Origin of the sequence: Streptomyces sp. NPDC002130 (genome assembly GCF_040296465.1) — a bacterium.
Taxonomy (GTDB): domain Bacteria; phylum Actinomycetota; class Actinomycetes; order Streptomycetales; family Streptomycetaceae; genus Streptomyces.
In genome coordinates this window covers 1-26,214 of the sequence record NZ_JBEOXI010000109.1, presented here as the reverse complement: position 1 = coordinate 26,214, position 26,214 = coordinate 1, and the positions used below count along the sequence as shown (strand labels likewise).

Genomic DNA, 26,214 nt, shown 5'->3' with positions numbered 1-26,214 from the left:
GATGCGGCTGCCGGGACTCGCCTGGCTGGAGATGTACGCCGAGACCGACGACGACGGCCGCACCCGCTACCGGCAGCGCGCCCTGTTCCATCCGCGCGGTCTGCTGGGCCACGCCTACTGGTGGAGCGTCGCCCCGTTCCACGCCGCCGTGTTCGGCGGCATGGCCCGCAACATCGCCCGGGCCGCGTCCGAGGGCACCGGCGGACGCCGCGGGGCCTCGCGCATCCGACGGGCCCGCGAGCGGCGAAGTGTCCGGCAGCAACGAACGGCATCCGCACCACCGCACCAGGAGTGACACCATGACCGTCGCGGTCGTCCTGTTCACCTCGGACCTGCGTCTGCACGACCATCCGCCCCTGCACGCCGCGCTGAACTCGGCCGACGAGGTGGTGCCCCTGTTCGTCCGCGACCCCGCCGTGCACGCCGCCGGCTTCGACGTGCCCAACCGCGCCGCCTTCCTCGCCGACTGCCTGGCCGACCTCGACTCCTCGCTGCGCCGCCTCGGCGGACGGCTGGTGGTGCGCAGCGGGCCGGTCGCCCGCGAGGTCCGCGCGGTCGCCGCCGCGTGCGGTGCCACGGAGGTGCACATGGCGGCGGGGGTCACCGGCTTCGCCCACCGCCGTGAGGAGCGGCTGCGCAGAGAACTCGAAGCCGACCGGGTCGCGCTGCGGGTGCACGACAGCGTGGTCACCGCCGTCGCGCCGGGGGCAGTGACACCGCTCGGCTCGGACCACTTCGCCGTGTTCACCCCCTACATGCGCCGCTGGTCCAAGGAGCCGCTGCGCGACCTCCTGCCCGTGCCGCGTGCGGTGCGGGTCCCCGGCACGGCTCGCGGCGAGGAACCGCCGTCCCGCCCGGAGGCGGCGGACCTGTCACCGGGCCTCCCGGCCGGCGGGGAGTCGGCGGGGCGGGACAGGTTCGCGCGATGGGCGGACACCGGTCTGCCCCGGTACGAGGAACGGCACGACGACCTGGCCGGTGACGCGACCTCACGCCTGTCGCCGTACCTCCACTTCGGTGCGCTCTCGCCGGTGGAGGTCGTCCGGCGGGCCCGCGAGCGGGGCGGTGCCGGGGCGGAGGCGTTCGTCCGCCAGTTGTGCTGGCGCGACTTCCACCACCAGGTCCTCGCGGCCCGGCCCGAGGTGTCCGTGCGGGACTACCGCTCCCGGGACGACCGGTGGCGCGGCGAGGAGGAGGCCGCCGAGGACATCGCCGCGTGGCGGGAAGGCCGCACCGGCTATCCCGTGGTCGACGCGGGCATGCGCCAGCTGCGCCACGAGGGCTGGGTGCACAACCGGGCGCGGCTGCTGGTGGCGAGCTTCCTGACCAAGACGCTGTACGTGGACTGGCGGATCGGCGCCCGGTACTTCCTCCGGTACCTGGTGGACGGCGACCTCGTGAACAACCAGCTGAACTGGCAGTGGGTCGCCGGCACAGGCACCGACACCCGGCCCCACCGCGTCCTCAACCCCGTGCTCCAGGGCAAGCGCTACGACCCGGACGGCACCTACGTACGCCGCTGGGTGCCGGAACTGGCGGACGTCGCCGGCGCCGCGGTGCACGAACCCTGGCGGCTGCCGGACGACGAGCGGGCCCTGCTGCGCTATCCGGCGCCGCTCCTCGACCTCGGCGAGGGCCTGGCCCGCTTCCGGCAGGCCCGGGAGCGCGACTGAGAGCCCTGGAACCCGGCGCATCCGAAACACCGCTCCCCGCGGAAGCACTGATGTGCGGATGACCGGAAGCGAGAAGGGGTTGCGCATGCTTGGACCGCGGCCGACGGTGGCCGGACCGGCGGAGCCGGACGACGCCCCGCTCACGGCTCCCGGGGCCACGCGTGCCATGGAGGCGGTCCTCGAGCGGGTGCTCGAGGCGCGGCTGCGGCAGGCACGCGACACGGATGCGGTGTTCACCCACGACATGGCCGAGCGCGTCGCCGCGTTCGTCCGGCGGGGCGGCAAGCGGCTGCGGACGGCGTTCGTGTGGTGCGGCTGGCGGGCCGCGGGCGGCTCCGGTGACCCGGACGCCGTACTGCGTACGGGGGTCGCCCTCGAACTGCTGCAGGCCTGCGCCCTCATCCACGACGACGTGATGGACGGATCACCGCTGCGCCGGGGCGGGCCCGCGATGCACGTGGACTTCGCCCACGGGCACCGGGCCGGCCGGACGAACGGCCGGGCGAACGGGACCGCCGAGGCGTTCGGGACGTCGGCGGCCGTGCTCGCGGGCGATCTGGCGCTGGCGTGGGCGGACGACCTGCTGACCGAGACGGCGCTCGCCTCGCCGTACGGCCCGCGGCTGTACGAAGAATGGCGGGCCATGCGCACCGAGATGGTCGCCGGGCAGTACCGCGACCTGCGCGCGCAGGCCGGCGGCTCGTCCGGTGCCGAGGAGGCGCTGACCATCGCCGTCCTGAAGAGCGCCCGGTACACGGTCGCGCGGCCCCTGGCGCTCGGTGCGTCGCTGGCCGGTGCGGACGCGCGGACCCTGGGCGCGCTGCGGGCGGCGGGCCGGTGCGCGGGGCTGGCCTTCCAGCTGCGCGACGATCTCCTCGGCGCGTTCGGGGACCCGGCGCTGACCGGCAAACCGGCCGACGAGGACCTGCGCTCCCGCAAGCTGACCCCGATGCTCGCCGTCGCCGTCCGGCTCGCGGAGGCCGGCGGCGACCAGGACGCGGCCGCCGCGCTCGCCCCGGACGCGGACGCGCTGCCGGGACACACCGTCGAGCGGATGCGGGCGGCCCTGGAACGGACGGGCGCCCGGGCCGAGATGGAGTCGAGGATCGCGGACCTGGCGGCCGCCGGTCTGCGGCGCTTCGAGGCGACCGGCGCGGCCCCCGCCGTACAGCGGGAGTTCGCCGCCCTGGTCGAGCGGGCCTCGGGCGTCGCCCCGCAGCACGCGCGGGAGCTCGTATGAGGACGGTGACGGGCCCGACGGACCATGTCGTCGTGGTCGGCGCCGGTCTGTCCGGACTGGCGTGCGCCCTGCACCTGCTGGGCGCCGGACGGCGGGTCACGCTCGTCGAACGGGACGCCGGCCCGGGCGGGAGGGCCGGACGGGTCGGGCTCGGCGACTACCTGGTGGACACCGGGCCCACCGTGCTGACGATGCCGCATCTGGCCGACGAGGCGTTCACGGCGGTCGGCGAGCGCCTCGACCGGCACGTGGAGCTGGTGGCCCTGCACCCCGCCTACCGGGCCGGCTTCGCGGACGGGTCCTCGCTCGACGTGCACACCGACGCCGACGCCATGGAGGCGGAGGTGCGGCGCTTCGCCGGACCGGCGGAAGCGGCGGGTTACCGCAGGCTGCGGGAGTGGCTGGAGCGGCTGTACCGGGCACAGATGCGCCGTTTCATCGACACCAACTTCGACTCGCCGTTCCAGCTCGCGCACCCGGACCTGGCCCGGCTGGCGGCGCTCGGCGGTTTCGGGCGGCTGGACGGCCGGATCGGCCGCTTCCTGTCCGACGCCCGCCTGCGCCGGGTCTTCTCCTTCCAGGCCCTGTACGCCGGTGTGGCACCGGCCAGGGCGCTCGCGGCCTACGCGGTGATCGCCTACATGGACACCGTGGCCGGTGTCTGGTTCCCCAAGGGCGGCATGCACGCGCTGCCCCGGGCGATGGCGGACGTGGCGGCCGGTGCCGGTGCGGAGCTGCGCTGGTCGGCCGAGGTGAGAGCGCTGGAGCGCTCCGCCGGACGGGTGCGGGCGGTCCGGCTCGCCTCGGGTGAGCGCATCCCGTGCGACACGGTGGTGCTGACCTGCGAACTGCCCACCGCGCACCGGCTCCTGGGCCGGGCACCCCGGCGTCCGGTACCGCTCAGGCACTCGCCGTCCGCGGTGGTCCTGCACGCCGGGACCGACCGCACCTGGCCCCAGCTGGCCCACCACACGCTGTCCTTCGGCGCCGCGTGGGAGCGCACCTTCGACGAACTGACCCGCTCGGGAGCGCTGATGAGCGACCCGTCGCTGCTGATCACCCGTCCGACGACGCACGACGCCTCGCTGGCGCCGCCGGGCCGCCACCTCCACTACGTCCTGGCACCCTGCCCCAACACCGCCGTCGGCCCCTCCGCCACCGCCTGGCGCGACCTCGGCCCGCGCTACCGCGACCGCCTGGTCGCCGAGCTGGAACGCCGTGGCCTCGACGGTTTCGCCGCGAGCGTCGAGGAGGAACTGCTGGTGACCCCGCTCGACTGGACGGCCCAGGGTCACGCGGCGGGCAGTCCCTTCTCGGTCTCCCACACCTTCGCCCAGACCGGGCCCTTCCGGCCGCGCAACCTCGTCCGCGGGCTGGACAACGTGGTGCTCGCCGGCTGCGGGACCACCCCCGGTGTCGGCGTACCGACCGTGCTCATCAGCGGGAAACTCGCCGCCGCCCGCGTCACCGGGAGCCGTGCCCGAGCGCCCCGGGGCGGCCGAACCCCGTACCGCCGCCCGTCCACCCCGACCGGAGCAGGTACCCATGACCCGTCGTGAACTGGACGCCGCCGGGATCACCGACCCCGGCCTGCGCGCCGCCTACAGCCGGTGCCGGCTGCTCAACGCCCGCCACGGCCGGACCTACTTCCTGGCCACGCGCCTGCTGCCGCTGGAACGCCGGACGGCCGTGCACGCGCTGTACGGCTTCGCCCGCTGGGCCGACGACATCGTCGACGACCTGGACCGGCGCCTGACACCCGACGAGCGGGACCTGCTGCTGAAACGGCTGGAGGAGGATCTCTCCCATGCGCTGCGCACCGGCGGCGGGGCCGAACCGGTGGTCCGGGCCGTGGCCGACACCGCCGACCGCTACGGCATCGAGGTGGACCTGTTCGCCGACTTCCTCGCCTCGATGCGCGCCGACCTGACCGTCACGGACTACCCGACCTACGCCGACCTGCGGGCCTACATGCACGGCTCGGCCGCGGTGATCGGCCTGCAGATGCTGCCCGTGCTCGGCACGGTCGTCCCACGCGAGGAGGCGGCACCGCACGCGGCGGCCCTCGGGGTGGCGTTCCAGCTGACCAACTTCCTGCGGGACGTGGGCGAGGACCTGGACCGCGGTCGCGTCTACCTGCCGGCGGACCTGCTGGCCTCCCACGGCGTGGACCGGCCGCTCCTGGAGTGGAGCCGGCGCAGCGGCCGCCGCGACCCGCGCATCCGGGCGGCACTCGTCGCGGCCGAGGGCCTGACCAGGGACGTGTACCGGACGGCGGAACCGGGCATCGCGATGCTCGACCCGCGGGTGCGCCCCTGCATCAGAACCGCGTTCACGCTGTACGGCGGCATCCTCGACGCGATCGCCCGGCACGACTACACCGTGCTGCACCGCCGTGCCGTGGTGCCCCGCCGGCGGCGGGCGGCCACCGCCGCGGCCGGTGTCCTGAAGGTGGCCCGCGCGCGGTGGCACGCGGCGCCCGCGGCTGCTCCGGCCGCATCGGAACGGAAGGGGCGAGGTCATGGCTGACCGAGCGGACAAGGCACGCTGGACCTCACCGCTGCGGCGGCGCCGCGGCCCCGGCTGGGCGGAGCAGACACCGACCTGGCGCGCGGCCCGTCCGGCGCTGATCGCCGACACCCTCGAACGGGCGGCGGCCAGGCCCTCCGGCAACTGGTTCGTGGTGGGCGCCTCCCGGGAGGTGCGCCCCGGCCGCCCCTCCGGCAGGACCGTCGGCGGCGTCGAGGTGGTGCTGTGGCGCTCCCCGGCGGGTGAGCTCCGGGCCGGTCCCGGCGCCTGCCCGCACCTCGGGGCACCGCTGAGGGACAGCCGGGTGGTGTGCGGCACGCTGGTGTGCCACTGGCACGGGCTGGCCCTGGACGGCTCCGCGTTCGCCGGCTGGCAGCCGTACCCCGCTCACGACGACGGGGTGCTGGTGTGGGTACGGCTGGACGCGGTGGGCGGTGAGGAGCCGTCGGAGCGGCCCGTGATCCCGGCACGGCCCGCACCGGGCAGCGGGGTGGACGCCGTGTTCACGGCGGCCGGGCGGTGCGAACCGCAGGACGTGGTGGCCAACCGGCTCGATCCGTGGCACGGGTCCTGGTTCCACCCGTACTCCTTCGTCGATCTGACGGTCGTGCGGAAGCCGCGGGGCGACGAGGACGACGCCTTCGAGGTCGACGTCTCCTTCCGGGTGGCGGGCCGTCTGGTGGTGCCGGTGCGGGCCGAGTTCACCGCGCCGGAGCCGCGCACCGTCGTCATGCGCATCACCGACGGCGAGGGCGCCACGTCCGTGGTGGAGACCCATGCCACGCCGCTGACCGCCGCACACGCCCAGCAGCCGCGGACGGCCGTGATCGAGGCGGTCGTCGCCGCTTCGGACCGACCCGGTTTCGCGTTGGCCCGCGCCGCCGCCCCCGTGCTGCGTCCGCTGATGCGGCAGACGGCCGGGCGCCTGTGGCGCGACGACCTCGCCTACGCCGAGAGGCGCTGGGAGTTGCGCAGCACCGGGCGGTTCCCGGGGTGACGTGAACCGGGTTGCGCGGCACGGGGCGTGCACCGGATGACGTGAACCCGCTTGCGCGGCACCGGGTGTGCACCGGATGACGTGAACCCGCTTGCGCGGCACCGGGCGTTTCCCGGGGTGGAACGACCCCGCCGGACGGGCCTGCGCGGAGCGGCCCGGGCCAGTCCGGCGCCCGGCGTCACCGGTGCGCCGGACGCCCCGCGAGCGCGCCGAGTGCCCGCAGCACCGGGGAGCGGCCCGCCCGGGGCACGGTCCACAGCACCTGGCCGCGAACGCCCCACCCGGCGAGCAGGGCGTTGGACGCCAAGAAGCCCGTGGTGGCGGCGCGTTCCATCAGGGCCACGGGCAGGTCGCAGCGGAGCCCGTCGCCGGCGAGTGTCAGCCACGGGTGCGGGGTCCTCACCGTGGGGCGCCTGTGGTGGGTGCCGACCGGGAAGAGCGGGCAGTCCGAGCGCCACTCGTGCCGGGCGTCGACGACCCGCGCCCGGCCGGTCTCCGGGTACACCCGGCGCAACTGCCCGAGCAGTGCGTCCTGCACGGCCCCGGGGTCCGCACCGGGGGTGACGGCGTAGGCGTGGAGTTCCACCACGGAACCCCCGTGCTTGGCGGCCCAGCGGGCGGCCTCACCCTCGTAGCGTTCCAGGACGCTGATGTTGTCGAGGCCGTCGTAGCCGCTGGTGCCGAGGAAGCCGGGGCGATCGGCGTTGACCGGCCGGTCGAGCCAGAGCCGCGAGACGAGGAACGGCGGGGCGGGGCGCAGGGCGGCGATGCCGTCACGCCAGGGGGCGGTGCCCAGGCCGGGCGAGGCGGCGACGACCCGGCTCAGTCCCGCGGTGTCGAGGGCGAGCACCACCGCGTCGTGCCGGTCGGTGCCGGTGCCGGTGCGGACCTCGGCTCCACCGGTGCCGACGGGGTCGACGCCGTGTACGGGGGTGCCGGTGCGGACGGTCGCGCCGAGCCGCCGGAGGTAGTCGCCGAGCGGCTCCCACAGGGCCTGGGGGAAGGGCTCGTCGGGCACGTCGAAGAGCAGCCCCTCCGAGGAGCCGAGGAAGTAGATGTGGAACATCAGCATCAGTTCGGCGGCGGACAGTTCGCGCGGGTCGGCGAAGAAGCTGCGCGAGAACACCTCGAAGGCCAGGTGGTGCGCGGCCTCGGGGAAGCGGACGCGTTCCAGGAAGGCGGTCGCGCTGAGGTCGTCGAAGCGCGTGTACACGTCGGGCACGCGCACGTCCGTCAGCGGCAGCGCCGCCCGGGCGTCCAGGGCGGTGAGGTCGCGCCAGCCGAAGGTGGGGCTGAGGGCGACGAAGCCGAGGGCGCTCAGGGGCGGGGTGCGCGGGACGCGGGCGAAGCTGTCGGTCAGCCCGCCGCTGTGCCGCAGGGGGTAGTCGGGCAGGGGGGTGAGGCGGGCGAGGGCGGGGTCGGTGCGCCGCAGCAGGCCGCGCAGGTTGTAGTACTGCCGGAAGAAGGCGTGGAAGCCGCGGCTCATGGTCACCTCGGAGCCGTCGGCCAGCCGGGTGCGGTACCCGGCGAGGCGGCCGCCCAGGGCGTCCTCGCGTTCGTAGAGGGTCACCCGGGCGCCGCGTTCGGCCAGTCCGGTGGCCGCGGCGAGTCCCGCGATGCCGCCGCCCACCACGGCGACGGACGGTGCGTCCCCGGGCGTGAACCGGTCCCGGCCGGGCGCCGGCATCAGGACTTCGGCCTTGCGGTCCCGGCCGCGGCGGGCGGCCGTGCGGGAGCGTGTCGGGGGGCTCTCCGTCGTGCTCGTCGCGGGACTCGTCGGAGAACTCACCGGCTGGCTCATCGGATGGCTCATCGGGTGGCTCATCGGGCGGCCCTCCCCGCCGCGGCTGATCCGTCGCGGGCGACGAACGTGTGCGTGATGCCGGTCTGCCAACCGGCGAGGGGCAGGGCCCGCGCGCCCGTGAATCCGGCCCGCGTCAGCCGCCCGGTGAAGTCGGAAGCCGTGTCGAAGTCGAGGACGCTGTGCCACAGGTGCCGGTACAGGGCCCGGTCACCGGTGAGCGTGCCCGCCGGGATGATCACCCCCTGGCACACGGCCGTCCACAGCACCCGGTGCGCGGGCGAGCCACCGAGGCTGTACTCGTGGACGGCGAGCCTCCCGCCCGGCCGCAGCAGTCCGCGCACCGTGGCGAGCACGCCGTCCGGGTCGGAGACGTTGCGGAACAGGTAGGCGGCGAAGACCGCGTCGAAAGGCCCTTCGCCGGCCGTCGCCAGCTCCTCGGCGCTCAGGTGCAGAAAGCGCACGGTGTCGGGCCAGGGCTTGGTCCGTGCCCGCCGCAGCATGCCGGCGGAGGCGTCCACCGCGGTGATCCGCGCACGGGGTGCGGCCCGTAGCAGGGCCCGGGTGGAGGCGCCGGTGCCGCAGCCCAGGTCGAGCAGGTGCAGCCCGGCCCCGTCCCCGGGGAGTCTCAGCCTGCGGGCCGAGCGCAGCAGGTCGGCCCGGTAGCCGGGGTTGAGGCCGGTGAGGCGGTCGTAGGTGCGGGACGCGTGGTCGAAGGCGCGTGCCAGGTCGCGGTCGCGCAGCAGGGTCATCGGGGGCTCTCTCCGGTTCCTGGGGCGGGGTGGGTGCGGCGGGGCAGGAAGGGCACTTCGAGGGCGGTGCGCAGCATCGGGCCCACCGGGGTGCGCAGTCCGATGCCCCACTCCTCCCGGAGCGAGGTGGCGCCGTCGAGGAAGCGCAGCAGGCGGTGCGTCGGGGTCCGGCGGAAGAGGCCGGTGAAGAACGCGGGACCGTCGATCCGGCCGGTGTCCAGGGCCCGCAGCAGCACCGCGTCCATGGCGAGCGCCCGCCGCCCGTGCGGCGCGGGCACGACCGTGCGGCCGCCTTGCAGGGCGGCGGCGACGGCCCGGCTGTGGCGCTGTACGGCCGCGAAGGTGTAGCCGGTGGCGGGGCGGGTGGCGCCGCCCGCCGTCCCGATGCGGAAGACGGCCGTACCGGTCCGCCGGGGGAAGCGGGCGTCGGTCATGGGGATGACGCCCTGCTCGGCGCTCTCCACGGCGAACTCGCCCAGGCGCAGCACCTCACGGGCGTAATGACCGAGCGCGGCCTCGTACGCCGCCGTCGTCAGCGGGCTCCGGGAGAACTCGGTGTACTCCACGAGCGCCCGGTCCGGGGCCAGCGGCAGGACGTAGCCGAAGGCGAGGCCGTGCCGCGGCTGGGGCACCCGGAAGTCCATGAGGTCGGCGACCGCCGGGTCGAACCGGTCGGTGCGGGTGCGCACGAACCAGCCGCGGAAGTGCTGCAGCAACTGCGTCCGGGCCGGTGGCAGGGCGCGCAGGGGCCGCGAGTCGAACACGAGCCCGGCGCGCAGGGTCAGTGTCCGGCCGCCGGGTGCCGTGCAGCGGACCTCGGCGCCTCCGGGTACGTCGCGCACCGCCGCCGCGGTCGCGCGCAGCAACCGTCCGCCGGGAGAGCGCGCCAGCCGCGCGTGCACCAGCCGTTCGAACGCCGTGGAACGCACCATGCGGTAGCGGGCGGGGGCCGGATCGACGGTGAGGGGGCTGCCGTCGGAGTCGTGCACCCGCAGCAGGGGCCAGGTGGCGGCGACCGCTTCACCGAAGCCGTCGTCGCCGTCGTCGTCGCCCTGCTCCCAGTAGCACCAGGTCCGCTCCGCCGGGCGTGCTGGGCCGTCCGGCGGCTCCACCACGGTCACGGTCGCGACGGCGGTCTCGACCAGCCGGTACGCGAGACTGAGGCCCGCGGCACCGCCCCCGAGGATCACCACGTCCGGCGCGCCGACAGGCCCCCGGCTCACCGGGCCCACCACACGCCGCCCATCTCCGCACCCCGCTCCCGGCCACCTCGTCGACTGTGTTCTGTCCGTTCACCGCTTCTGGCCGGCGGCCGTGTTCGGATGCAGTCGGATGCGGTCGGCCGGTGTCATCGCGACCCGGATGCAGTCGGCCGGAGTCACCGCGACACGGATGCGGTCGACCGGAGTCACCGCGACCCGGATGCAGTCGCCGGAGTCAACGCGACCCGGATGCGGTCGGCCCAGTCACCGCGGCATGACCGACTCCAGAACGGCGACGGCCTCGGCCAGCCCCGTCGGCCGCGGCAGTCCGGCTACGGTGTGGCCGGTCCAGCCGGGCCCTATCGTCAGGACGACCGGTTTGCGGCGGGCCCCGCGCACCCCCCACTCCATCGCGGCCACGTGCTGGGCCAGCGGCCGGCTGGCGGTCGTCCGGGACTGCGCCCACAGCCCCACCGCCGCGGGCCCCGTTCTGCGGACGGCCGTGACGAGGGACTCCACGGGCAGCGCGCCGCCGAACATCCGCACCGGCAGGCCGCGTTCGGCCAGTGCGGCCGCCAGTACCTCCAGTGGCAGCGTGTGGTTCTCCCCCGGCACACAGGCGAGCACGACGGTCGCGCCCGGGCGGTCGGGGGCCGCGGGCGGGGCGCCTCGCCGCAGCGCGCCGGAGACGTGCCAGGACAGGAAGTGCTCGACCTCGACGTACTTCTCACCCGAGCTCTCCCACTTGCGGCCGACCGCCTGGAGGGTCGGCATGATCACCTCGGTCCAGGCGGCGACCAGCCCGTGCTCGGCGATCGCGGACTGCAGCAGGTCGTCCAGCGCGGGGGCGTCGAGGCGCAGTGCGGCACGGGCGATGCCCTTGCATTCCTGACGCACATCCCCGAGGCGCAACCCGCTCCCCGCGCGGCTGCGGGTGGGGGTGCGGGTGCGATCCGACGGTCGCGGTGGTGTGTCGGCGGGCGGCCGACCGGGGGCCGCCGGTCCCTGTGCCGCCCCGGCGCCCCGTCGGCCCGGGGTCGGGATCGCTTCCGGGGGCGCTGGGGCAGCCGGCCCGGCCGGGTCCGCCGCTTGCGTCGCCCGGGCGGTCCGGCCGACGAGATCCTCTGCCTGGGTCGCCCGGACGTCCCGACCGGCGGGAGCCGGCGCCTGCGTCACTCGGGAGCCCCGGCCCACGGAAGCCGGCACCTGCGTCACTCGGGAGCCCCGGCCCGCCGGAGCGGCCTCCTGCGTCGTTTCGCCGAGCACCGCGCGGGCCGCCTCGGCGGGCGGTATCCCGGTCGCCGTCAGGGCGCACATCCGCTCCAGCCGGGCCACGTCCGTCGGGGTCCACCGCCGGTGCCGGCCACCGGTGTGCGCGTCGGGCCCGAGGCCGTAGCGGCGGTCCCACGTGCGGACCGTGGTGGGCGCCACCCCCAGCCGCCTGGCCACCTCGCCGGTGGTCAGTCCGCCACCGACAGGCCCGCCACCGACCGGCCCGCCCTCGCGTCCGCGGCTTTCGCCGTCCCGTTCGTGTGCACCCATACCTCCGACTGTACGACGCATAAACGACGCATGTTGAGCCGCGTCGTTTGTGCACCGAACACTGGCCTGGAGCGCAGCGGCGCGGCTCACACAGCGCGACCGGTGCGGTTCGGCAGACGGCCTTCCGTCCCCGCACGACGCACTGCAGGAGGAACCAGGCCATGATCACGAACACGCGACTCGCCGCCCCCGCCGCACCCGCGGAGGAAACGCGGTACGAGGAGGAACTGGCCCGTGGCCTCGTCGCCGCCGACGAGGAGGCGTTCGCCGCGATCTACCGGCGTTGGGGCTCGCTCGTCCACACCATGGCCACCCGACTGCTCGGTGACACCCACGAGGCGGAGGACGTGACCCAGCAGGTCTTCCTCGGCGCCTGGCACGGCCGGGCGGGCTTCCGCCCCGAACGGGGTCCGCTCGGCGCGTGGCTGGTCGGCATCACGCGCCGCAAGATCGTCGACGCGCTGGCGGCCCGGACGCGACGGCTGACGCTCATCGACTCGGCCGGCCGCGACGCGGACACCACCGGCCCCGACGAGGCGGCACCGGACCGCGTCCTGGACCGGGTGCTGCTGGTCGACGCCCTGGCTCGGCTGCCGCGCCATCAGCGGGAGGTGCTGTGCATGGCCTTCTACGAGGACCTGACCCAGGCGCAGATCGCGGAGCGGACCGGGATGCCCCTGGGGACCGTCAAGAGCCACGCCCGCCGCGGCCTGCACCGGCTGCGCATGGTGATCGAGCAGCCCTCGGCCGCCGACGCGAACCTCTAGCGGTGCCGTCGTACGCGCATCCGCGGCGGCCCCCACACCCGAAAACAGGACCGAGACTCCGCACCGTACGGAGACTCCGTTCGAAGGGATGATTCCCATGACCTCCCACACCCGCATCGCCATCGCCGCCTCGGCCGGAGCCTGCGCCCTGGCCCTCGGCGTTTCCGCTCCCGCCCTGGCCGAACAGCAGGACCAGGCCATGGTGTCCGTCTTCCACGGCATCCCCGGCCTGACCGTGGACGTGTACGCCAACGGCGACGAACTGATCGGCGACTTCAAGCCCGGCACGGTGACGGACCCGCAGTCCCTCGACGCCGGCACCTACGACATCCAGATCTTCGAAGCGGGCAAGGGCCCCGGCGGAACTCCGGCCCTGCAGAAGAAGATCGAGGTGCCCGAGGGCGCGAACGCCACGGTCGCCGCCCACCTCTCCGCCGACGGCAAACCGGAGTTGACGGCCTTCACCAACGACGTCTCCCAGGTGGACGCCGGCAAGGCCCGTCTGACGGTCCGCCACGTCGCGGCGGCCCCGGCCGTCGACGTCCGGGCCGGCGGACAGCCCGTCTTCAGCAACCTGACCAACCCGAAGGAGGACACCGCCGAGGTCGACGCGGGCACCCTCAACACCGATGTGGTGCTCGCCGGTACGGACACCGTGGCCATCGGCCCGGCCGACCTGGCGCTCGGCGAGGGCACGAGCAACGTCGTCTACGCCTGGGGCAGCGCCGACGACAAGAACCTGGCCCTGGCGACCCAGACGTTCAGCGGCATGGCGTCGTCGCCCCGCGGCGTCCCCGCGGGCGGCAGCGGTGCCGCCGTCGCACCGAACTCCTCCGACCTGAACCCGGCCTGGGCCGCCGGGGCCGGAGCGGTCGCGGTGGCGGGCGTGCTGGTGGCCCGCCGGGTCGTCCGCCGACGTGGCTGACGGTACGCGACGGCCGACGGGACCGATGCTGGCGGCTGCCGCCCTGGCAGCCGCCCTCGGCCTCCCGGCCGGGCCGTCGCAACCGGCCGCGCCGACGCCCGACTTCACGGCCACACGGTCCGGGCGGACAGCCGACCCGACGACCGCACCCTCCGGGCAGACGACCGACTCGACGACGAAGCCGGCACCGCGCACGACACCGGCCCCGCCGCCCCGCCGCGTCCTGCTGCCCCACGCGGGTGTCGATGCCCGGGTCGCTCCGGTGGGCGTGACGGACCGGGGCGAGACGGCGGTCCCCGACGACCCGTCCGTGGCCGGCTGGTACCGCCACGGCCCGGCGCCGGGCAGCGCTTCAGGTTCGGCGGTGCTCGTCGGGCACGTGGACAGCGACACCGGAGCCGTCGGCGAATTCGCCGCGCTGTACGACGTACGGCGCGGGGATCGCGTGGAGGTGCGGCGGACCGGGGCGGAACCGGTGCGGTACCGCGTCGTCTCACGCGTCACCGTCCCCAAGGACGCCCTGCCCGCCTCGGCGTTCCGCCGCACCGGCGCCCCGGTCCTCACGCTCATCACCTGCGCGCCCCCGTTCGTCCCCGAGCGGGGTGGCTACCTGTCCAACCTCGTCGTCACGGCGGAGCCCGTGAAGTCCGGGAGGACGCAGTGGCCCACGTAGAGCCCGCGCACCTGGTGGAACTGGCGCTGCGCAACGCGGCCCCGACCGAGGCCGACACCGCGGCCCTGCGTCACGTCGAGCAGTGCGCCCGTTGCGGCGACGAGCTCCGCATGCTGACCCGCGTGGTCGCGGCGGCCCGCACCGCGCAACTCGTGGACCTGCCGACGGCACCGCCGGACCGCGTCTGGCAGCGGATCAGCAGAGGCCTCTCCCCGGAGACGGACACTCACGGGCCGCCCCCACACCACCCGGACCACTGGAAGCGAGCCCTCCTCGCCCTGCTCGCTCTCGCCACCGCCGTCGGCGCAGCCGTCGTCCACCGCCGCCTGCACGAACGCTCGAGGTAGCCCCTCTCCTCCACCATGGGGCAGTGGTGTACACATGGCACACTCGGTACGCTTGAGCGCATGACGCAGTCGCTGCCCATAGAGTCCATCCGCGACGTACGTGCGCACCTGGCCGAGGTCGTGGAGCGCGCCGATCGAGACGACGTACCCACCGTGATCACCCGACGGGGCAAGCAGGTCGCCGCCGTCGTCTCCATTGAGGTGCTGCGCAAGTACCAGGAGTGGGAAGAGCGCGAGATCAACCGGATCATCGACGAGCGCATGGCCAACTCGGCACCCGGCATCCCGATCGAGGACATCATGAGGGAGACGCTGGCGCGCGGTGAGTGAGTACCGAACCGTATTCCGGCCGGAGGCGCAGGCCGAGCTCCGGAAAATCCCTCGCGACATGGCCCTGCGCATCCTGGCAAAACTGACCGAGCTGGAGAACGACCCCCTCGGCCTCAACACCACCGCGCTCGTTTCACAGCCAGAACGCCGCCGCCTGCGGGTCGGCGACTACCGCGTCGTCTACACGATCGACAACGGAGAGCTCGTGGTGTGGGTAGTCCACGTCGGGCATCGCTCAACCGTGTACGACACCTGAGCCCGACACGGGCAGACCTGCACGGTACGGACGAAGGGGCCGACTCCCGACGGAGTGGACCCCTCATGACCTGGATGTCTCATCCGCTCACACGTTGAAGCGGAACTCCACCACATCCCCGTCCTGCATCACATACTCCTTGCCCTCCATGCGCGCCTTCCCCTTCGCACGGGCCTCCGCCACCGACCCCGTCTCCACCAGGTCGTCGAAGGAGATGACCTCCGCCTTGATGAAGCCCTTCTGGAAGTCGGTGTGGATGACGCCGGCGGCCTCGGGGGCCGTGGCGCCCTTCTTGATCGTCCAGGCCCGGGATTCCTTGGGGCCGGCGGTCAGGTACGTCTGGAGCCCCAGGGTGCGGAAGCCGACGTGGGCGAGGGTCGCCAGGCCCGGCTCCTCCTGGCCGACGGACTGGAGGAGTTCCAGCGCCTCGTCCTCCTCGAGCTCGGCGAGGTCCGCCTCCAGCTTGGCGTTGAGGAAGATCGCCTCGGCCGGGGCGACCAGCGCCCGCTGCTCGTTCTTGAAGTCCTCGTCGGTCAGCTCGTCCTCGTCGACGTTGAAGACGTAGAGGAACGGCTTGGTGGTGAGCAGGTGCAGGTCGTGCAGGAGCTCCTCGTTGCCGGAGCCCTGGACGATGCCCGCGGAGAACAGCGTGTCGCCCTTCTCCAGGATCTCCTTCGCCTCCTCGACGGCCTTGACCTTCGGCGCGATGTCCTTCTTGATGCGCGACTCCTTCTGGAGGCGCGGCAGGACCTTCTCGATGGTCTGCAGGTCCGCGAGGATCAGCTCGGTGTTGATCGTCTCGATGTCGTCCTTGGGCGAGACCTTGCCGTCCACGTGCACGACGTTCTCGTCCTTGAAGGCACGGATGACCTGGCAGATGGCGTCGGACTCGCGGATGTTCGCGAGGAACTTGTTGCCGAGGCCCTCGCCCTCGGACGCGCCGCGCACGATGCCGGCGATGTCGACGAAGTCGACCGTGGCCGGGAGCACCCGCTGCGAGGAGAAGATCTCGGCCAACTTGGTGAGGCGCGGGTCGGGGACGCCGACCACGCCGACGTTCGGCTCGATGGTGGCGAACGGGTAGTTGGCCGCCAGCACGTCGTTCTTGGTCAGGGCGTTGAACAGGGTCGACTTGCCGACATTCGGCAGACCGACGATTCCGATCGTGAGCGACACGTTGCGACTTCCCGTGAGTGGAGGGCCAGGGGGCCGGTTTCCCGTGAGTGCAGGGCCAAGGGGCCAGGGGACCGGCCGATCCACCAGTCTACGGCGTGTCCGGAACCGTCCCGGCGACGTATCGAACGCTTGGCCAAGCCACGGTCGACGGTGTGTCTGAAGGGCCATTCGGCATATTGAACGACCTAAGTTGGTGCGGTGGAGCAATACAGGACGCGATCTCCCCAGTACGGACCGCGACGGGACCGGCCCAGGCCGCCCCGGCAACCCGTGCCGTCGCAGGCGGGACGGGGGGCGGGGGGTGAGCCCGTGCGTGCGGCACGGCCGCCCCGGCAGCAGCGCCGCCCGGTGCCGCTACGACGCCCCGCGCCCGCACCGGCGCCCGCCGCCGGAGGCCTGCCGAACCCCCGGCTGACCGGGCTGGGGAGCGGGCTGTTCTGCACGGTGGTGATGTTCCTGCTCGGTGTGCTCTGCACGGCCCTGTTCGGAGCGTCCCTGACGGCGTACGGCGTACTGTTCCTGCCGGTGTGCGCGCTGACGGCCCTCTGGGTGCGCCCGGGGGACCTGATGACCGCGCCCGTCGTGGTGCCCATCGCGTTCGCCGTGGGGCTGCTGCCGGCGGCCGACGGCGAGGGAGGGGCCGGCGGCACGCTGATGGGCCTGGTGACGGCGCTCGCCACGCAGGCCGGCTGGCTGTACGGAGGGACGCTGATCGCCGGGCTGATCGTGATCGTCCGGCGGATCCGGCTGGTGCACCGGCGGCGGACGGCAGGAGTCCGACCGCCGGCCTGACACCGCCTGGTCCGATACGGCCCTCACCCCGACGGCCGGTCTCACACCACCCGGCCCGAGACAGCCCCCGCCCCGGCCACAGGCCTGACACCACCGGCCCGAGACAGCCCCCGCCCCGGCCACAGGCCTGACACCACCGGCCCGAAACAGCCCACGCGCCAACCACCCGCCTGACACCACCCGGCCCGAGCAGCCCCCGCGCCGGCCACCGGCCTGACGCACCCGGCCCGAAACAGCCCCCGCGCCGGCCACCGGCCTCACACCACCCGGCCCGAAGCGGCCCTAGTGTCCGGTCGCCCGCATCGCCGCGCCCACGATCCCCGCGTTGTTCTGCAACTGCGCCGGGACGATCTCCGCCTTGATGCCCTCGATGTGGGGCAGGAACTTGTGGGACTTGCGGCTGACGCCGCCGCCGATGATGAACAGCTCCGGCGAGAACAGCATCTCGACGTGGGCCAGGTACTTGCGCACGCGGTGCGCCGCCCAGTGCTCCCACGTCATGTCGTGGTCCTCGCGGGCCTTGCTGGAGGCCCGCTTCTCCGCGTCGTGCCCGTCGAGCTCCAGGTGGCCCAGCTCGGTGTTGGGCACGAGGACGCCGTCGACGAAGACCGCGCTGCCGATGCCGGTGCCGAGGGTCAGCAGGATCACCGTGCCCCGGCGGCCGCGGCCGGCGCCGAAGTGCATCTCGGCGACGCCCGCCGCGTCCGCGTCGTTGACCACCGTCACCGGCAGCCCGCCCAGCCGCTCGCCGAGCAGCGCGCGGGCGTCGGTGTCGATCCAGCTGTCGTCGACGTTCGCCGCCGTGCGGATCGTGGCTCCGTCGGTGACCACGCCCGGGAAGGTCACTCCGACCGGGCCCGTCCAGCCGAAGTGGTCGACGACCTGCTTGACGCCGTCGGCCACCGAGTCGGGCGTGGCCGGGTGGGGGGTGAGGACCTTGTGGCGCTCCTGCGCCAGGTCGCCCTTGTCCAGGTCCACCGGCGCACCCTTGATCCCGGATCCGCCGATGTCCACTCCGAAGATCTGCATGGCCCTACGCTACGACGAACGACTGACAGTCACAGACCGGACAGCGGCTGCTGCCCGGCCTGTCCCCGATCACTCCCCGGAACTTTCACCGGTCCCGGCGCCGCCGCGCTCGGCTGCCAGGGCCGCGGCCTCCTCGCGCAGGTCGCGGCGCAGCTCCTTGGGCAGGGAGAACGTGATGGACTCCTCGGCCGCCTTGACGATCTCGACGTCCTCGAAGCCGCGCTGGGAGAGGAACTCCAGGACCTGCTCGACCAGGATCTCCGGGACGGAGGCGCCCGAGGTGACGCCGACCGTGCTCACGCCCTCCAGCCAGGCCTCGTCGATCTCGTCGGCGAAGTCCACGAGGTAGGCCTCGCGGGCGCCCGCGATCTTGGCGACCTCGACGAGCCGCTTGGAGTTGGAGGAGTTGCGCGAGCCGACCACGATGACCAGGTCCGACTCGGCGCCCATCTGCTTCACGGCCAGCTGGCGGTTCTGCGTGGCGTAGCAGATGTCGTCGCTGGGCGGGGAGATGAGCTGCGGGAACTTGTCCTTCAGGGCGTCGACGGTCTCCATGGTCTCGTCGACGGACAGCGTGGTCTGGGAGAGCCAGACGACCTTGGACGGGTCGCGGACCTCGACCTTCGCCACATCGCCCGGGCCGTCGACGAGCTGGATGTGGTCGGGGGCCTCGCCGGAGGTGCCGATGACCTCCTCGTGGCCCTCGTGGCCGATCAGGAGGATGTCGTAGTCCTCGTTCGCGAAGCGGACGGCTTCCTTGTGGACCTTGGTGACCAGCGGGCAGGTGGCGTCGATGGTGGCGAGCCTGCCGCGCTCGGCCTCCTCGTGGACGACGGGGGCCACGCCGTGCGCGGAGAACATGACGATGTTCCCCGGGGGCACTTCCTCCGTCTGCTCGACGAAGATCGCGCCCTTCTTCTCCAGGGTCTGCACGACGTACTTGTTGTGGACGATCTCGTGCCGGACGTACACCGGAGCGCCGTACTGCTCCAGGGCTTTCTCGACGGCGATCACGGCGCGGTCCACACCCGCGCAGTAGCCACGGGGGGCGGCGAGCAGGACACGGCGGCCAGGCGAAGCAGACATGCGTCCCATCGTAAGGCCGCGTTCGGCGGGTCGAAGATCGCGTGTGTGCGTGGTCCCCGGAGATGCCATGCCCGCAGGGCGGCTGAGCCGTGTTGTCGGTGGTGCCCACTACCCTGGCGGGCATGGCTGTGAACACGACTCCGGAAGCCCCGCTGCCCGTCGGCGAGGTGTCGCGGCTCATCGGGGGCTGGATCGACCGGCTCGGGGCGGTGTGGGTCGAGGGGCAGATCACGCAGTTGTCGCGGCGACCGGGCGCGGGTGTGGTGTTTTTGACGCTGCGGGACCCCTCGTACGACATCTCGGTGAGCGTCACCTGCTACCGGCAGGTGTTCGACGCCGTCGCGGACGTGGTGAGCGAGGGCGCCCGGGTCGTCGTCCTCGCGAAGCCCGAGTGGTACGCCCCGCGGGGGCAGCTGTCGCTGCGGGCCGCCGAGATACGGCCCGTCGGGGTCGGTGAGCTGCTCGCGCGCCTGGAGCAGCTGAAGAAGGCCCTCGCGCGGGAGGGGTTGTTCGCGCCGGAGCGCAAGAAGCCGCTGCCGTTCCTGCCGCAGCTGATCGGGCTGGTCTGCGGACGGGCCTCGGCCGCCGAGCGGGACGTCCTGGAGAACGCCCGGCACCGCTGGCCCGCCGTCCGCTTCGAGGTGCGCAACGTCGCCGTGCAGGGCGTGCACGCCGTGCCGCAGGTCGTGCAGGCGGTGAAGGAGCTCGACGCGATCGACGACGTGGACGTGATCATCGTGGCCCGGGGCGGCGGCAGCGTGGAGGACCTGCTGCCGTTCTCCGACGAGCAGCTGATCCGCACGGTCGCGCAGTGCCGTACGCCGGTGGTGTCCGCCATCGGGCACGAACCGGACAACCCGCTGCTGGACCAGGTCGCGGACCTGCGCGCCTCCACCCCGACCGACGCGGCCAAGAAGGTCGTACCGGACGTCGGCGAGGAGTACGAGCGGGTACGGCTGCTGCGGGACCGGGCGCGGCGGTGCGTGGCGGCGCTGGTGGAGCGTGAGGAGCGCGGGCTGGCGCACGCGCTGGCGCGGCCGTCGATAGAGGATCCGCACCGGATGATCGATGTGCGGGCCGACCAGGTGGCGGACCTGCTCGACCGGGGCCGGCGGTGTCTGCGGCACCAGCTCGACCGGGCGGACTCGGAGCTGGCCCACACGCACGCGCGCGTGGTGGCCCTCTCCCCCGCTGCGACCCTGAAGCGCGGTTACGCCGTGCTGCAGAAGGCGGACGGGCACGCCGTCCGCGACCCGGGCGAGGTGGAGGCCGGCGAGGCCCTGCGCGCGCGGGTCTCCGAGGGTGAGTTCTCCGTACGAGTGGACACATAGGGTGGGTGGATGACCAGCGAGGTTGACGAGACACCGGGCACGAGCGAGGCGCTCGGGTACGAGCAGGCGCGGGACGAGCTGATCGAGGTCGTCCGGCGTCTGGAGGCGGGCGGTACGACGCTGGAGGAGTCCCTCGCGCTCTGGGAGCGGGGCGAGGAGCTGGCGAAGGTGTGCCGGCGCTGGCTGGAGGGGGCCCGGGCGCGGCTGAACGCGGCGCTGGCGGAGGAGGCCGCGGGGGACGAGGACGCGGAGTAACCGGGACCGTTCGGTTCGGGGTGACACACGACACCCCCACGTTAGTTGAACGTTGAACTTCATTCGCGTACGGTCGAAGACGTCAGCCGATCTTCCGGACCAGACACGAGAAAGTGCATCCATGTCCCTCGTTCTTGACCCCGCCGCCCAGGACCTGCTGTTCCGCGAGGCCCGGTCCGCCAACACCTTCACCGACGAGCCGGTGACCGACGAGCAGGTGCAGGCGATCTACGACCTGGTCAAGTACGGTCCGACCGCCTTCAACCAGACCCCGCTGCGCATCACCCTGGTCCGCTCCCCCGAGGCCCGCGAGCGCCTGGTGGCGCACATGGCCGAGGGCAACCGGCCCAAGACGGCGAGTGCCCCGCTGGTGGCGATCCTGTCCGCGGACAACGAGTTCCACGAGGAGCTGCCGCACCTGTTCCCGGCCGCCCCGCAGATCAAGGACGTCTTCTTCGCCGAGCGCCCGGCCCGCGAGAACGCCGCCGCGCTGAACGCCGCCCTCCAGGCCGCGTACTTCATCGTCGGTGTCCGCGCCGCCGGTCTGGCCGCCGGCCCGATGACCGGCTTCGACTTCGAGGGTGTCCGCAAGGAGTTCCTGGACGACGACCACACCCCGCTGATGGTCGTCAACATCGGCCGCCCCGGCCCGGACGCCTGGTACCCGCGCTCCCCGCGCCTGGAGTTCGACCAGGTCGTCACGACGGTCTGAGCCGCCCCCGCGGACGCGTACGAGGAAGGCCCCCGGCATCGGCGCCGGGGGCCTTCCTCGTGCGCTTCACTTCGTCTGCAGCGCCTCGGCCATCTTCGTCAGCTGGGCGAACGACGCGGTGCCCGTCACGACCGTCGTAGAGCCCTTGGTGCCCTCCAGGACCAGCGCGTCGTAGCGGCCGCCCTCGTAACGGGTCCAGGTCTCGCCGTCGATCTTCTCGGTCTTCCCGGTCTCGTGAGCGCCCTGTGTCGCCTCGTCCAGGAAGACGGGGCGGCGCTGAGTGGACTGCTCGACCGCCACGTACTCCCCCTCGGGATCGTGGAAGCCGAGGTGCCAGGCGTCGTGCTCGTCGCCCCGGAAGCGGACGGAGGTGGCCTTCCATGCGCCGGGCAGACCCTCGGGCGCGGCCACGGGGTAGGAGGCTGCGCGGCGTGCCGTGAGCAGCTCGACCCGGTAGTCGACGGCCTTGACGTCGGGCGCGCTGTCGTCGTGCGGGATGAAGAGGTACACGAAGCCCGACACCAGGATGATGACCCCCAGGGAGAGGATCATGTCCCGCGCCGTCTTCTGCTTGCCGTTCTCGCCTGCCACGCCCCCTATCGTCGCAGGTCCCTGCCGCGCTCATCCGTGGGGGCCCCTGCTCATTTTGCGGGCTCGGGGATAGAGTCGGGCGACAACACCCTCATCCGGCCGTCGCCGTACAGAAAGGTGCGCTCCGATGACCGAGCATCATCATTTGCCGTCCGAACTCGATGTGCCCTCCGAGGCCCCCGACCGCAACCTCGCCCTGGAGCTCGTCCGGGTCACCGAGGCGGCGGCGATGGCCGCGGGCCGTTGGGTCGGCCGGGGTGACAAGAATGGCGCCGACGGTGCCGCGGTGCGTGCCATGCGGACCCTCGTCTCCACCGTCTCGATGAACGGCGTCGTCGTCATCGGCGAGGGCGAGAAGGACGAAGCCCCGATGTTGTTCAACGGGGAGCGCGTGGGCGACGGGACCGGGCCCGAGTGCGACATCGCCGTCGACCCGATCGACGGCACCACGCTGACCGCGAAGGGCATGACGAACGCGATCGCGGTGCTGGCCGCCGCCGAGCGCGGGTCCATGTTCGACCCGTCCGCCGTCTTCTACATGGACAAGCTCGTCACCGGTCCCGAGGCGGCCGACTTCGTCGACATCAACGCCCCGGTGTCGGTGAACATCCGCCGGGTCGCCAAGGCGAAGCGGTCCGCGCCGGAGGACGTGACGGTGGTGATCCTCGACCGGCCGCGGCACGAGGGCATCATCAAGGAGATCCGGGACACCGGGGCGCGCATCAAGCTGATCTCCGACGGCGACGTGGCCGGCTCGATCCTGGCGCTGCGGGAGGGCACCGGGGTCGATCTGCTGCTCGGCATCGGCGGTACGCCCGAGGGCATCATCTCGGCCTGCGCGGTGAAGTGCCTGGGCGGCACCATCCAGGGCAAGCTGTGGCCCAAGGACGACGAGGAGCGGCAGCGGGCGATCGACGCGGGGCATGATCTCGACCGGGTGCTGACGACCGAGGACCTCGTCACCGGCGAGAACGTGTTCTTCGTGGCGACCGGCATCACGGACGGCGAGCTGCTGCGCGGGGTGCGCTACCGGGCGGAGACCGCCACGACCGACTCGATCGTGATGCGGTCGCGGTCGGGCACGGTTCGCCGGATCTCCTCCGAGCACCGGCTGAGCAAGCTGCGGGCCTACAGCGCGATCGACTTCGACAAGGGGAAGTAGCGCCGCTCGGCCCAGGGGCGGGTGTGGCGCGGCCGCGGCGTGTACGTGGCTTGTCGCGCCCGCGCGGCGGAGCCGCATATCGACACAGCCCCGCGCCCCCAAAAGGCCGGTTGAACGAAAGGGCGCCCCCGGTGCGGTGGGGACGCCCTTTTCGTGCTGCCAGGCCGTCAGCCGGCCGCGGCTATCCGGTCCGTCGGGCGGGCCGTCTTCTTCAGCTCCATCTCGCGGCGGCGCCGCCGGGCCAGCACCACGCGGCGTTCGGCGGCGGTGAGGCCGCCCCAGACGCCGTAGGGCTCGGGCTGGAGCAGGGCGTGTTCGCGGCACTCGACCATCACGGGACAGCGGGCGCAGACCCGCTTCGCCGCTTCCTCCCGGGACAGCCTCGCGGCGGTCGGTTCCTTGGAGGGGGCGAAGAACAGGCCGGCCTCGTCGCGCCGGCACACCGCCTCGGTGTGCCACGGGGCGTCCTGGTCCCTGTCTCGCGCTGGCACCCGCGGGGCCGGAACGGCAGCGACCTGCAGGGACGAATGCGGCGGTTGCAGCACGGTCTACTCCTGACGACGGCTTCGCGAGCGAGAGACGATGCAGCAAGGCCTACCCGCTGTACGCGCGCCTATGCACTGAGTTCCGAACCGCCGGTTTCAAGGGATTCGCGGCTGTCAATGTCCCAGGTGTTTGCGCAAACCTCTGTCGACCTTGCGCTGCACCCGGTCCAGGATGTCCGCGACGATCCTGCCCCGCTTCGGCCGCGCCTCGACGCTGCCCAGGACGGCCCAGCCGTCGACGTAGACGATGGGGGCCTCCGGGTCGTCCGAGTCGAGCGTGGCCACCTCGAAGCTGCCGAGGACGCCACCGCCCATGCCGCGCAGCGACACGTTCTCCGGGACGCGGATGTCGACGCTGCCGAATATCGCGAACGACTTGACGACGACCTGCTGGTGGTCGAAGAGGGCCTCACTGAGGTCTATCTCGACGCTGCCGAAGATCGCGTACGCGTGGATACGGCGGCCCGCGCGCCGGCGGCCCTTGCGGACGGCACCGCTGAACACCGCGACCACGTTGTCGTCCGGGTCGATCGGGATGGCGCCGGCGGTGGGGCGCCAGGGGGCCGGGGCGTGGGCGGGGCCGGGGCCCCGGCGGTGGGCCGCGGGCAGGTCCCGGATGAAGACCTCCAGCTCGCCGACGGTCTTGGCGCGCAGCACCCCCTCGACACGCTCGGCGTGCTCGTCCGCGGTGAGGCGGCCCTCGGCCAGGGCGTCGTGCAGGAGGTCGGCGATGCGGTCGCGCTCGGCGTCGGAGGCGCGGAACTCGGTGGCGGCGGGCGCGCCCTGCTGCCGGGGATCCGGCTTCTGGAGGTCCTGCTTCTGAAGGTCCACGGCAGCAGCGTACCGAAACACGATAGATCGCGACACCCCCCCTTCGGCACCGGCCGGGACGAACTGAGCCTTACCTCACAGGTTCGCCGTCAGCGGCAGGTTCTACGCTGGTGGGCGCTCGCCAAAGGAGGCGGGCCGCCGTCCGTAGAGTGAGGAATGGGCTGAGATGCCTGAGTTCGCGTACACCGATCTGCTCCCCCAGGGAGAGGACACCACCCCCTACCGGCTGGTGACCTCCGAGGGTGTCTCCACGGTCGAGGGGCCGGACGGGCGGACCTTCCTCCGGGTGGAGCCGGAAGCGCTGCGCAAGCTCGCCGAGGAGGCCATCCACGACATCCAGCACTACCTGCGGCCCGCGCACCTGGCCCAGCTGCGCCGCATCATCGACGACCCCGAGGCGTCGGGCAACGACAAGTTCGTGGCGCTGGACCTGCTGAAGAACGCGAACATCGCGGCGGCCGGTGTGCTGCCGATGTGCCAGGACACGGGCACGGCGATCGTGATGGGCAAGCGCGGGCAGAACGTGCTGACGCAGGGCCGTGACGAGGAGGCCCTGAGCCGCGGCATCTACGACGCGTACCAGAACCTGAACCTGCGCTACTCGCAGATGGCTCCGCTCACCATGTGGGAGGAGAAGAACACCGGCTCCAACCTCCCCGCGCAGATCGAGCTGTACGCGGCCGACGGCGGCGCCTACAAGTTCCTCTTCATGGCGAAGGGCGGCGGCTCGGCCAACAAGTCGTTCCTGTACCAGGAGACGAAGGCCGTTCTGAACGAGTCCTCCATGATGAAGTTCCTGGAGGAGAAGATCCGTTCGCTGGGCACGGCGGCCTGCCCGCCCTACCACCTGGCGATCGTGGTCGGCGGTACGTCCGCCGAGTACGCGCTGAAGACGGCGAAGTACGCATCCGCGCACTACCTGGACGAGATCCCCGCCGAGGGCTCCGAGCTCGGGCACGGCTTCCGGGACAAGCAGCTGGAGCAGAAGGTCTTCGAGCTGACGCAGAAGATCGGCATCGGAGCGCAGTTCGGCGGCAAGTACTTCTGCCACGACGTGCGCGTGGTGCGGCTGCCCCGGCACGGCGCGTCCTGCCCGGTCGCGATCGCCGTGTCCTGCTCCGCCGACCGCCAGGCCGTCGCGAAGATCACCGCCGAGGGCGTCTTCCTGGAGCAGCTGGAGACGGACCCGGCGCGGTTCCTGCCGGAGACCACCGACGAGCAGCTCGACGAGAGCGGCGACGTCGTGAAGATCGACCTGAACCAGCCGATGGAGACGATCCTCGCGGAGCTCACCAAGTACCCGGTGAAGACCCGTCTGTCCCTGACCGGCCCGCTGGTCGTGGCGCGGGACATCGCGCACGCCAAGATCAAGGAGCGGCTGGACGCGGGTGAGGAGATGCCGCAGTACCTGAAGGACCACCCGGTGTACTACGCCGGTCCGGCCAAGACGCCCGAGGGCTACGCGTCGGGCTCCTTCGGCCCGACCACGGCAGGGCGGATGGACTCCTACGTGGAGCAGTTCCAGGCGGCGGGCGGCTCCAAGGTGATGCTGGCCAAGGGCAACCGCAGCAAGCAGGTCACGGACGCTTGCGGCACGCACGGCGGCTTCTACCTGGGCTCCATCGGCGGCCCGGCCGCCCGTCTCGCCCAGGACTGCATCAAGAAGGTCG

General features: G+C 73.0%; 28 protein-coding genes. 18 read left to right on the top strand and 10 right to left on the bottom strand.

All coding sequences use genetic code 11. The features are described from left to right. The 6 genes from ABT116_RS21445 to ABT116_RS21420 all read left to right on the top strand — a co-directional run. On the top strand, nucleotides 1-295 hold a 295-nt coding region (locus ABT116_RS21445; protein ID WP_351636294.1), incomplete at its 5' end, for a DUF2867 domain-containing protein. Nucleotides 296-299: 4 nt separating this feature from the next. Further along, entirely contained in the window at nucleotides 300-1,673 is a 1,374-nt protein-coding gene (locus tag ABT116_RS21440; protein WP_351636290.1) for a cryptochrome/photolyase family protein, read from the top strand. Between the two features lie 85 nt (nucleotides 1,674-1,758). After that, on the top strand, nucleotides 1,759-2,913 hold the full coding sequence (locus ABT116_RS21435; protein ID WP_351636286.1) for a polyprenyl synthetase family protein: 1,155 nt from the start codon (nucleotides 1,759-1,761) through the stop codon (nucleotides 2,911-2,913). Then, nucleotides 2,910-4,472 (top strand): phytoene desaturase, encoded by a 1,563-nt coding sequence (locus ABT116_RS21430; protein WP_351636282.1) that lies wholly within the window; start codon nucleotides 2,910-2,912, stop codon nucleotides 4,470-4,472. Before ABT116_RS21435 ends, ABT116_RS21430 begins: the two co-directional genes overlap by 4 nt. Then, entirely contained in the window at nucleotides 4,459-5,442 is a 984-nt protein-coding gene (locus tag ABT116_RS21425) for a phytoene/squalene synthase family protein (RefSeq protein WP_351636278.1), read from the top strand. The genes ABT116_RS21430 and ABT116_RS21425 overlap by 14 nt, the downstream gene beginning before the upstream one ends. Next, entirely contained in the window at nucleotides 5,435-6,439 is a 1,005-nt protein-coding gene (locus ABT116_RS21420) for a Rieske (2Fe-2S) protein (protein WP_351636274.1), read from the top strand. Before ABT116_RS21425 ends, ABT116_RS21420 begins: the two co-directional genes overlap by 8 nt. A gap of 178 nt (nucleotides 6,440-6,617) precedes the next feature. On the opposite strand, the gene ABT116_RS21415 is transcribed toward ABT116_RS21420, so the two are convergent. From ABT116_RS21415 to ABT116_RS21400, 4 genes are all read right to left on the bottom strand, one after another. Then, nucleotides 6,618-8,126, bottom strand: coding sequence for an FAD-dependent oxidoreductase (locus ABT116_RS21415; protein WP_351636298.1), 1,509 nt, complete (start codon nucleotides 8,124-8,126; stop codon nucleotides 6,618-6,620). 134 nt (nucleotides 8,127-8,260) lie between these two features. Further along, entirely contained in the window at nucleotides 8,261-8,992 is a 732-nt protein-coding gene (locus ABT116_RS21410; RefSeq protein WP_351636272.1) for a class I SAM-dependent methyltransferase, read from the bottom strand. Then, on the bottom strand, nucleotides 8,989-10,215 hold the full coding sequence (locus ABT116_RS21405) for a lycopene cyclase family protein (protein WP_351636269.1): 1,227 nt from the start codon (nucleotides 10,213-10,215) through the stop codon (nucleotides 8,989-8,991). Before ABT116_RS21405 ends, ABT116_RS21410 begins: the two co-directional genes overlap by 4 nt. 243 nt (nucleotides 10,216-10,458) lie before the next feature. Next, a complete protein-coding gene (locus tag ABT116_RS21400; protein ID WP_351636267.1) occupies nucleotides 10,459-11,736 on the bottom strand; it encodes a MerR family transcriptional regulator in 1,278 nt (425 codons plus the stop codon). A gap of 161 nt (nucleotides 11,737-11,897) precedes the next feature. Here ABT116_RS21400 and ABT116_RS21395 point away from each other — a divergent pair, with 161 nt between their 5' ends. The 6 genes from ABT116_RS21395 (at nucleotide 11,898) to ABT116_RS21370 (ending at nucleotide 15,034) form a co-directional block, all read left to right on the top strand. Continuing rightward, a complete protein-coding gene (locus ABT116_RS21395) occupies nucleotides 11,898-12,503 on the top strand; it encodes a sigma-70 family RNA polymerase sigma factor (RefSeq protein WP_351636265.1) in 606 nt (201 codons plus the stop codon). Between the two features lie 97 nt (nucleotides 12,504-12,600). Further along, nucleotides 12,601-13,428, top strand: coding sequence for a DUF4397 domain-containing protein (locus ABT116_RS21390; protein WP_351636263.1), 828 nt, complete (start codon nucleotides 12,601-12,603; stop codon nucleotides 13,426-13,428). Continuing rightward, the gene (locus ABT116_RS21385) at nucleotides 13,421-14,101 is read left to right on the top strand and encodes a class F sortase (protein WP_351636261.1); all 681 of its coding nucleotides are present in this window, start codon (nucleotides 13,421-13,423) and stop codon (nucleotides 14,099-14,101) included. Before ABT116_RS21390 ends, ABT116_RS21385 begins: the two co-directional genes overlap by 8 nt. Next, a complete protein-coding gene (locus ABT116_RS21380) occupies nucleotides 14,089-14,448 on the top strand; it encodes a hypothetical protein (protein ID WP_351636259.1) in 360 nt (119 codons plus the stop codon). Before ABT116_RS21385 ends, ABT116_RS21380 begins: the two co-directional genes overlap by 13 nt. Before the next feature lie 60 nt (nucleotides 14,449-14,508). Then, nucleotides 14,509-14,778, top strand: a complete 270-nt coding sequence (locus tag ABT116_RS21375; RefSeq protein ID WP_351636257.1) for a type II toxin-antitoxin system Phd/YefM family antitoxin — start codon at nucleotides 14,509-14,511, stop codon at nucleotides 14,776-14,778. Continuing rightward, complete coding sequence (locus tag ABT116_RS21370) at nucleotides 14,771-15,034, top strand: type II toxin-antitoxin system RelE family toxin (RefSeq protein WP_351636255.1); 264 nt, start codon at nucleotides 14,771-14,773, stop codon at nucleotides 15,032-15,034. Before ABT116_RS21375 ends, ABT116_RS21370 begins: the two co-directional genes overlap by 8 nt. A gap of 87 nt (nucleotides 15,035-15,121) precedes the next feature. On the opposite strand, the gene ychF is transcribed toward ABT116_RS21370, so the two are convergent. Continuing rightward, entirely contained in the window at nucleotides 15,122-16,210 is a 1,089-nt protein-coding gene (ychF, locus tag ABT116_RS21365) for a redox-regulated ATPase YchF (protein WP_351636253.1), read from the bottom strand. Nucleotides 16,211-16,408: 198 nt separating this feature from the next. Here ychF and ABT116_RS21360 point away from each other — a divergent pair, with 198 nt between their 5' ends. Further along, entirely contained in the window at nucleotides 16,409-17,002 is a 594-nt protein-coding gene (locus ABT116_RS21360) for a DUF6542 domain-containing protein (protein WP_351636251.1), read from the top strand. A gap of 282 nt (nucleotides 17,003-17,284) precedes the next feature. On the opposite strand, the gene ppgK is transcribed toward ABT116_RS21360, so the two are convergent. Beyond that, a complete protein-coding gene (ppgK, locus tag ABT116_RS21355; protein ID WP_351636249.1) occupies nucleotides 17,285-18,031 on the bottom strand; it encodes a polyphosphate--glucose phosphotransferase in 747 nt (248 codons plus the stop codon). A 69-nt stretch (nucleotides 18,032-18,100) separates the two neighbouring features. Next, nucleotides 18,101-19,126, bottom strand: a complete 1,026-nt coding sequence (locus ABT116_RS21350; RefSeq protein ID WP_351636247.1) for a 4-hydroxy-3-methylbut-2-enyl diphosphate reductase — start codon at nucleotides 19,124-19,126, stop codon at nucleotides 18,101-18,103. 113 nt (nucleotides 19,127-19,239) lie between these two features. Between ABT116_RS21350 and xseA the strand changes: the two genes are divergently transcribed. The 3 genes from xseA (at nucleotide 19,240) to ABT116_RS21335 (ending at nucleotide 21,415) form a co-directional block, all read left to right on the top strand. Continuing rightward, nucleotides 19,240-20,448: an exodeoxyribonuclease VII large subunit gene (xseA, locus tag ABT116_RS21345; RefSeq protein ID WP_053675304.1), complete on the top strand. Its 1,209-nt coding sequence runs from the start codon at nucleotides 19,240-19,242 to the stop codon at nucleotides 20,446-20,448. 9 nt (nucleotides 20,449-20,457) lie between these two features. After that, nucleotides 20,458-20,703, top strand: coding sequence for an exodeoxyribonuclease VII small subunit (locus ABT116_RS21340; RefSeq protein ID WP_351636243.1), 246 nt, complete (start codon nucleotides 20,458-20,460; stop codon nucleotides 20,701-20,703). A 121-nt stretch (nucleotides 20,704-20,824) separates the two neighbouring features. After that, entirely contained in the window at nucleotides 20,825-21,415 is a 591-nt protein-coding gene (locus tag ABT116_RS21335; protein ID WP_351636240.1) for a malonic semialdehyde reductase, read from the top strand. Between the two features lie 66 nt (nucleotides 21,416-21,481). Here the strand turns inward: ABT116_RS21335 and ABT116_RS21330 are convergent, their stop codons facing one another. Continuing rightward, complete coding sequence (locus ABT116_RS21330) at nucleotides 21,482-22,006, bottom strand: DUF4245 domain-containing protein (protein WP_351636237.1); 525 nt, start codon at nucleotides 22,004-22,006, stop codon at nucleotides 21,482-21,484. A gap of 127 nt (nucleotides 22,007-22,133) precedes the next feature. On the opposite strand from ABT116_RS21330, the gene glpX reads away from it, so the two are divergent. Further along, a complete protein-coding gene (glpX, locus tag ABT116_RS21325; protein ID WP_351636234.1) occupies nucleotides 22,134-23,168 on the top strand; it encodes a class II fructose-bisphosphatase in 1,035 nt (344 codons plus the stop codon). 167 nt (nucleotides 23,169-23,335) lie between these two features. On the opposite strand, the gene ABT116_RS21320 is transcribed toward glpX, so the two are convergent. After that, entirely contained in the window at nucleotides 23,336-23,713 is a 378-nt protein-coding gene (locus ABT116_RS21320) for a WhiB family transcriptional regulator (protein ID WP_351636231.1), read from the bottom strand. A gap of 114 nt (nucleotides 23,714-23,827) precedes the next feature. Next, nucleotides 23,828-24,544, bottom strand: coding sequence for a DUF1707 SHOCT-like domain-containing protein (locus tag ABT116_RS21315; protein WP_351636228.1), 717 nt, complete (start codon nucleotides 24,542-24,544; stop codon nucleotides 23,828-23,830). Nucleotides 24,545-24,710: 166 nt separating this feature from the next. Between ABT116_RS21315 and ABT116_RS21310 the strand changes: the two genes are divergently transcribed. Then, the coding region (locus tag ABT116_RS21310; protein WP_351636225.1) for a fumarate hydratase at nucleotides 24,711-26,214 on the top strand (1,504 nt) is incomplete at its 3' end.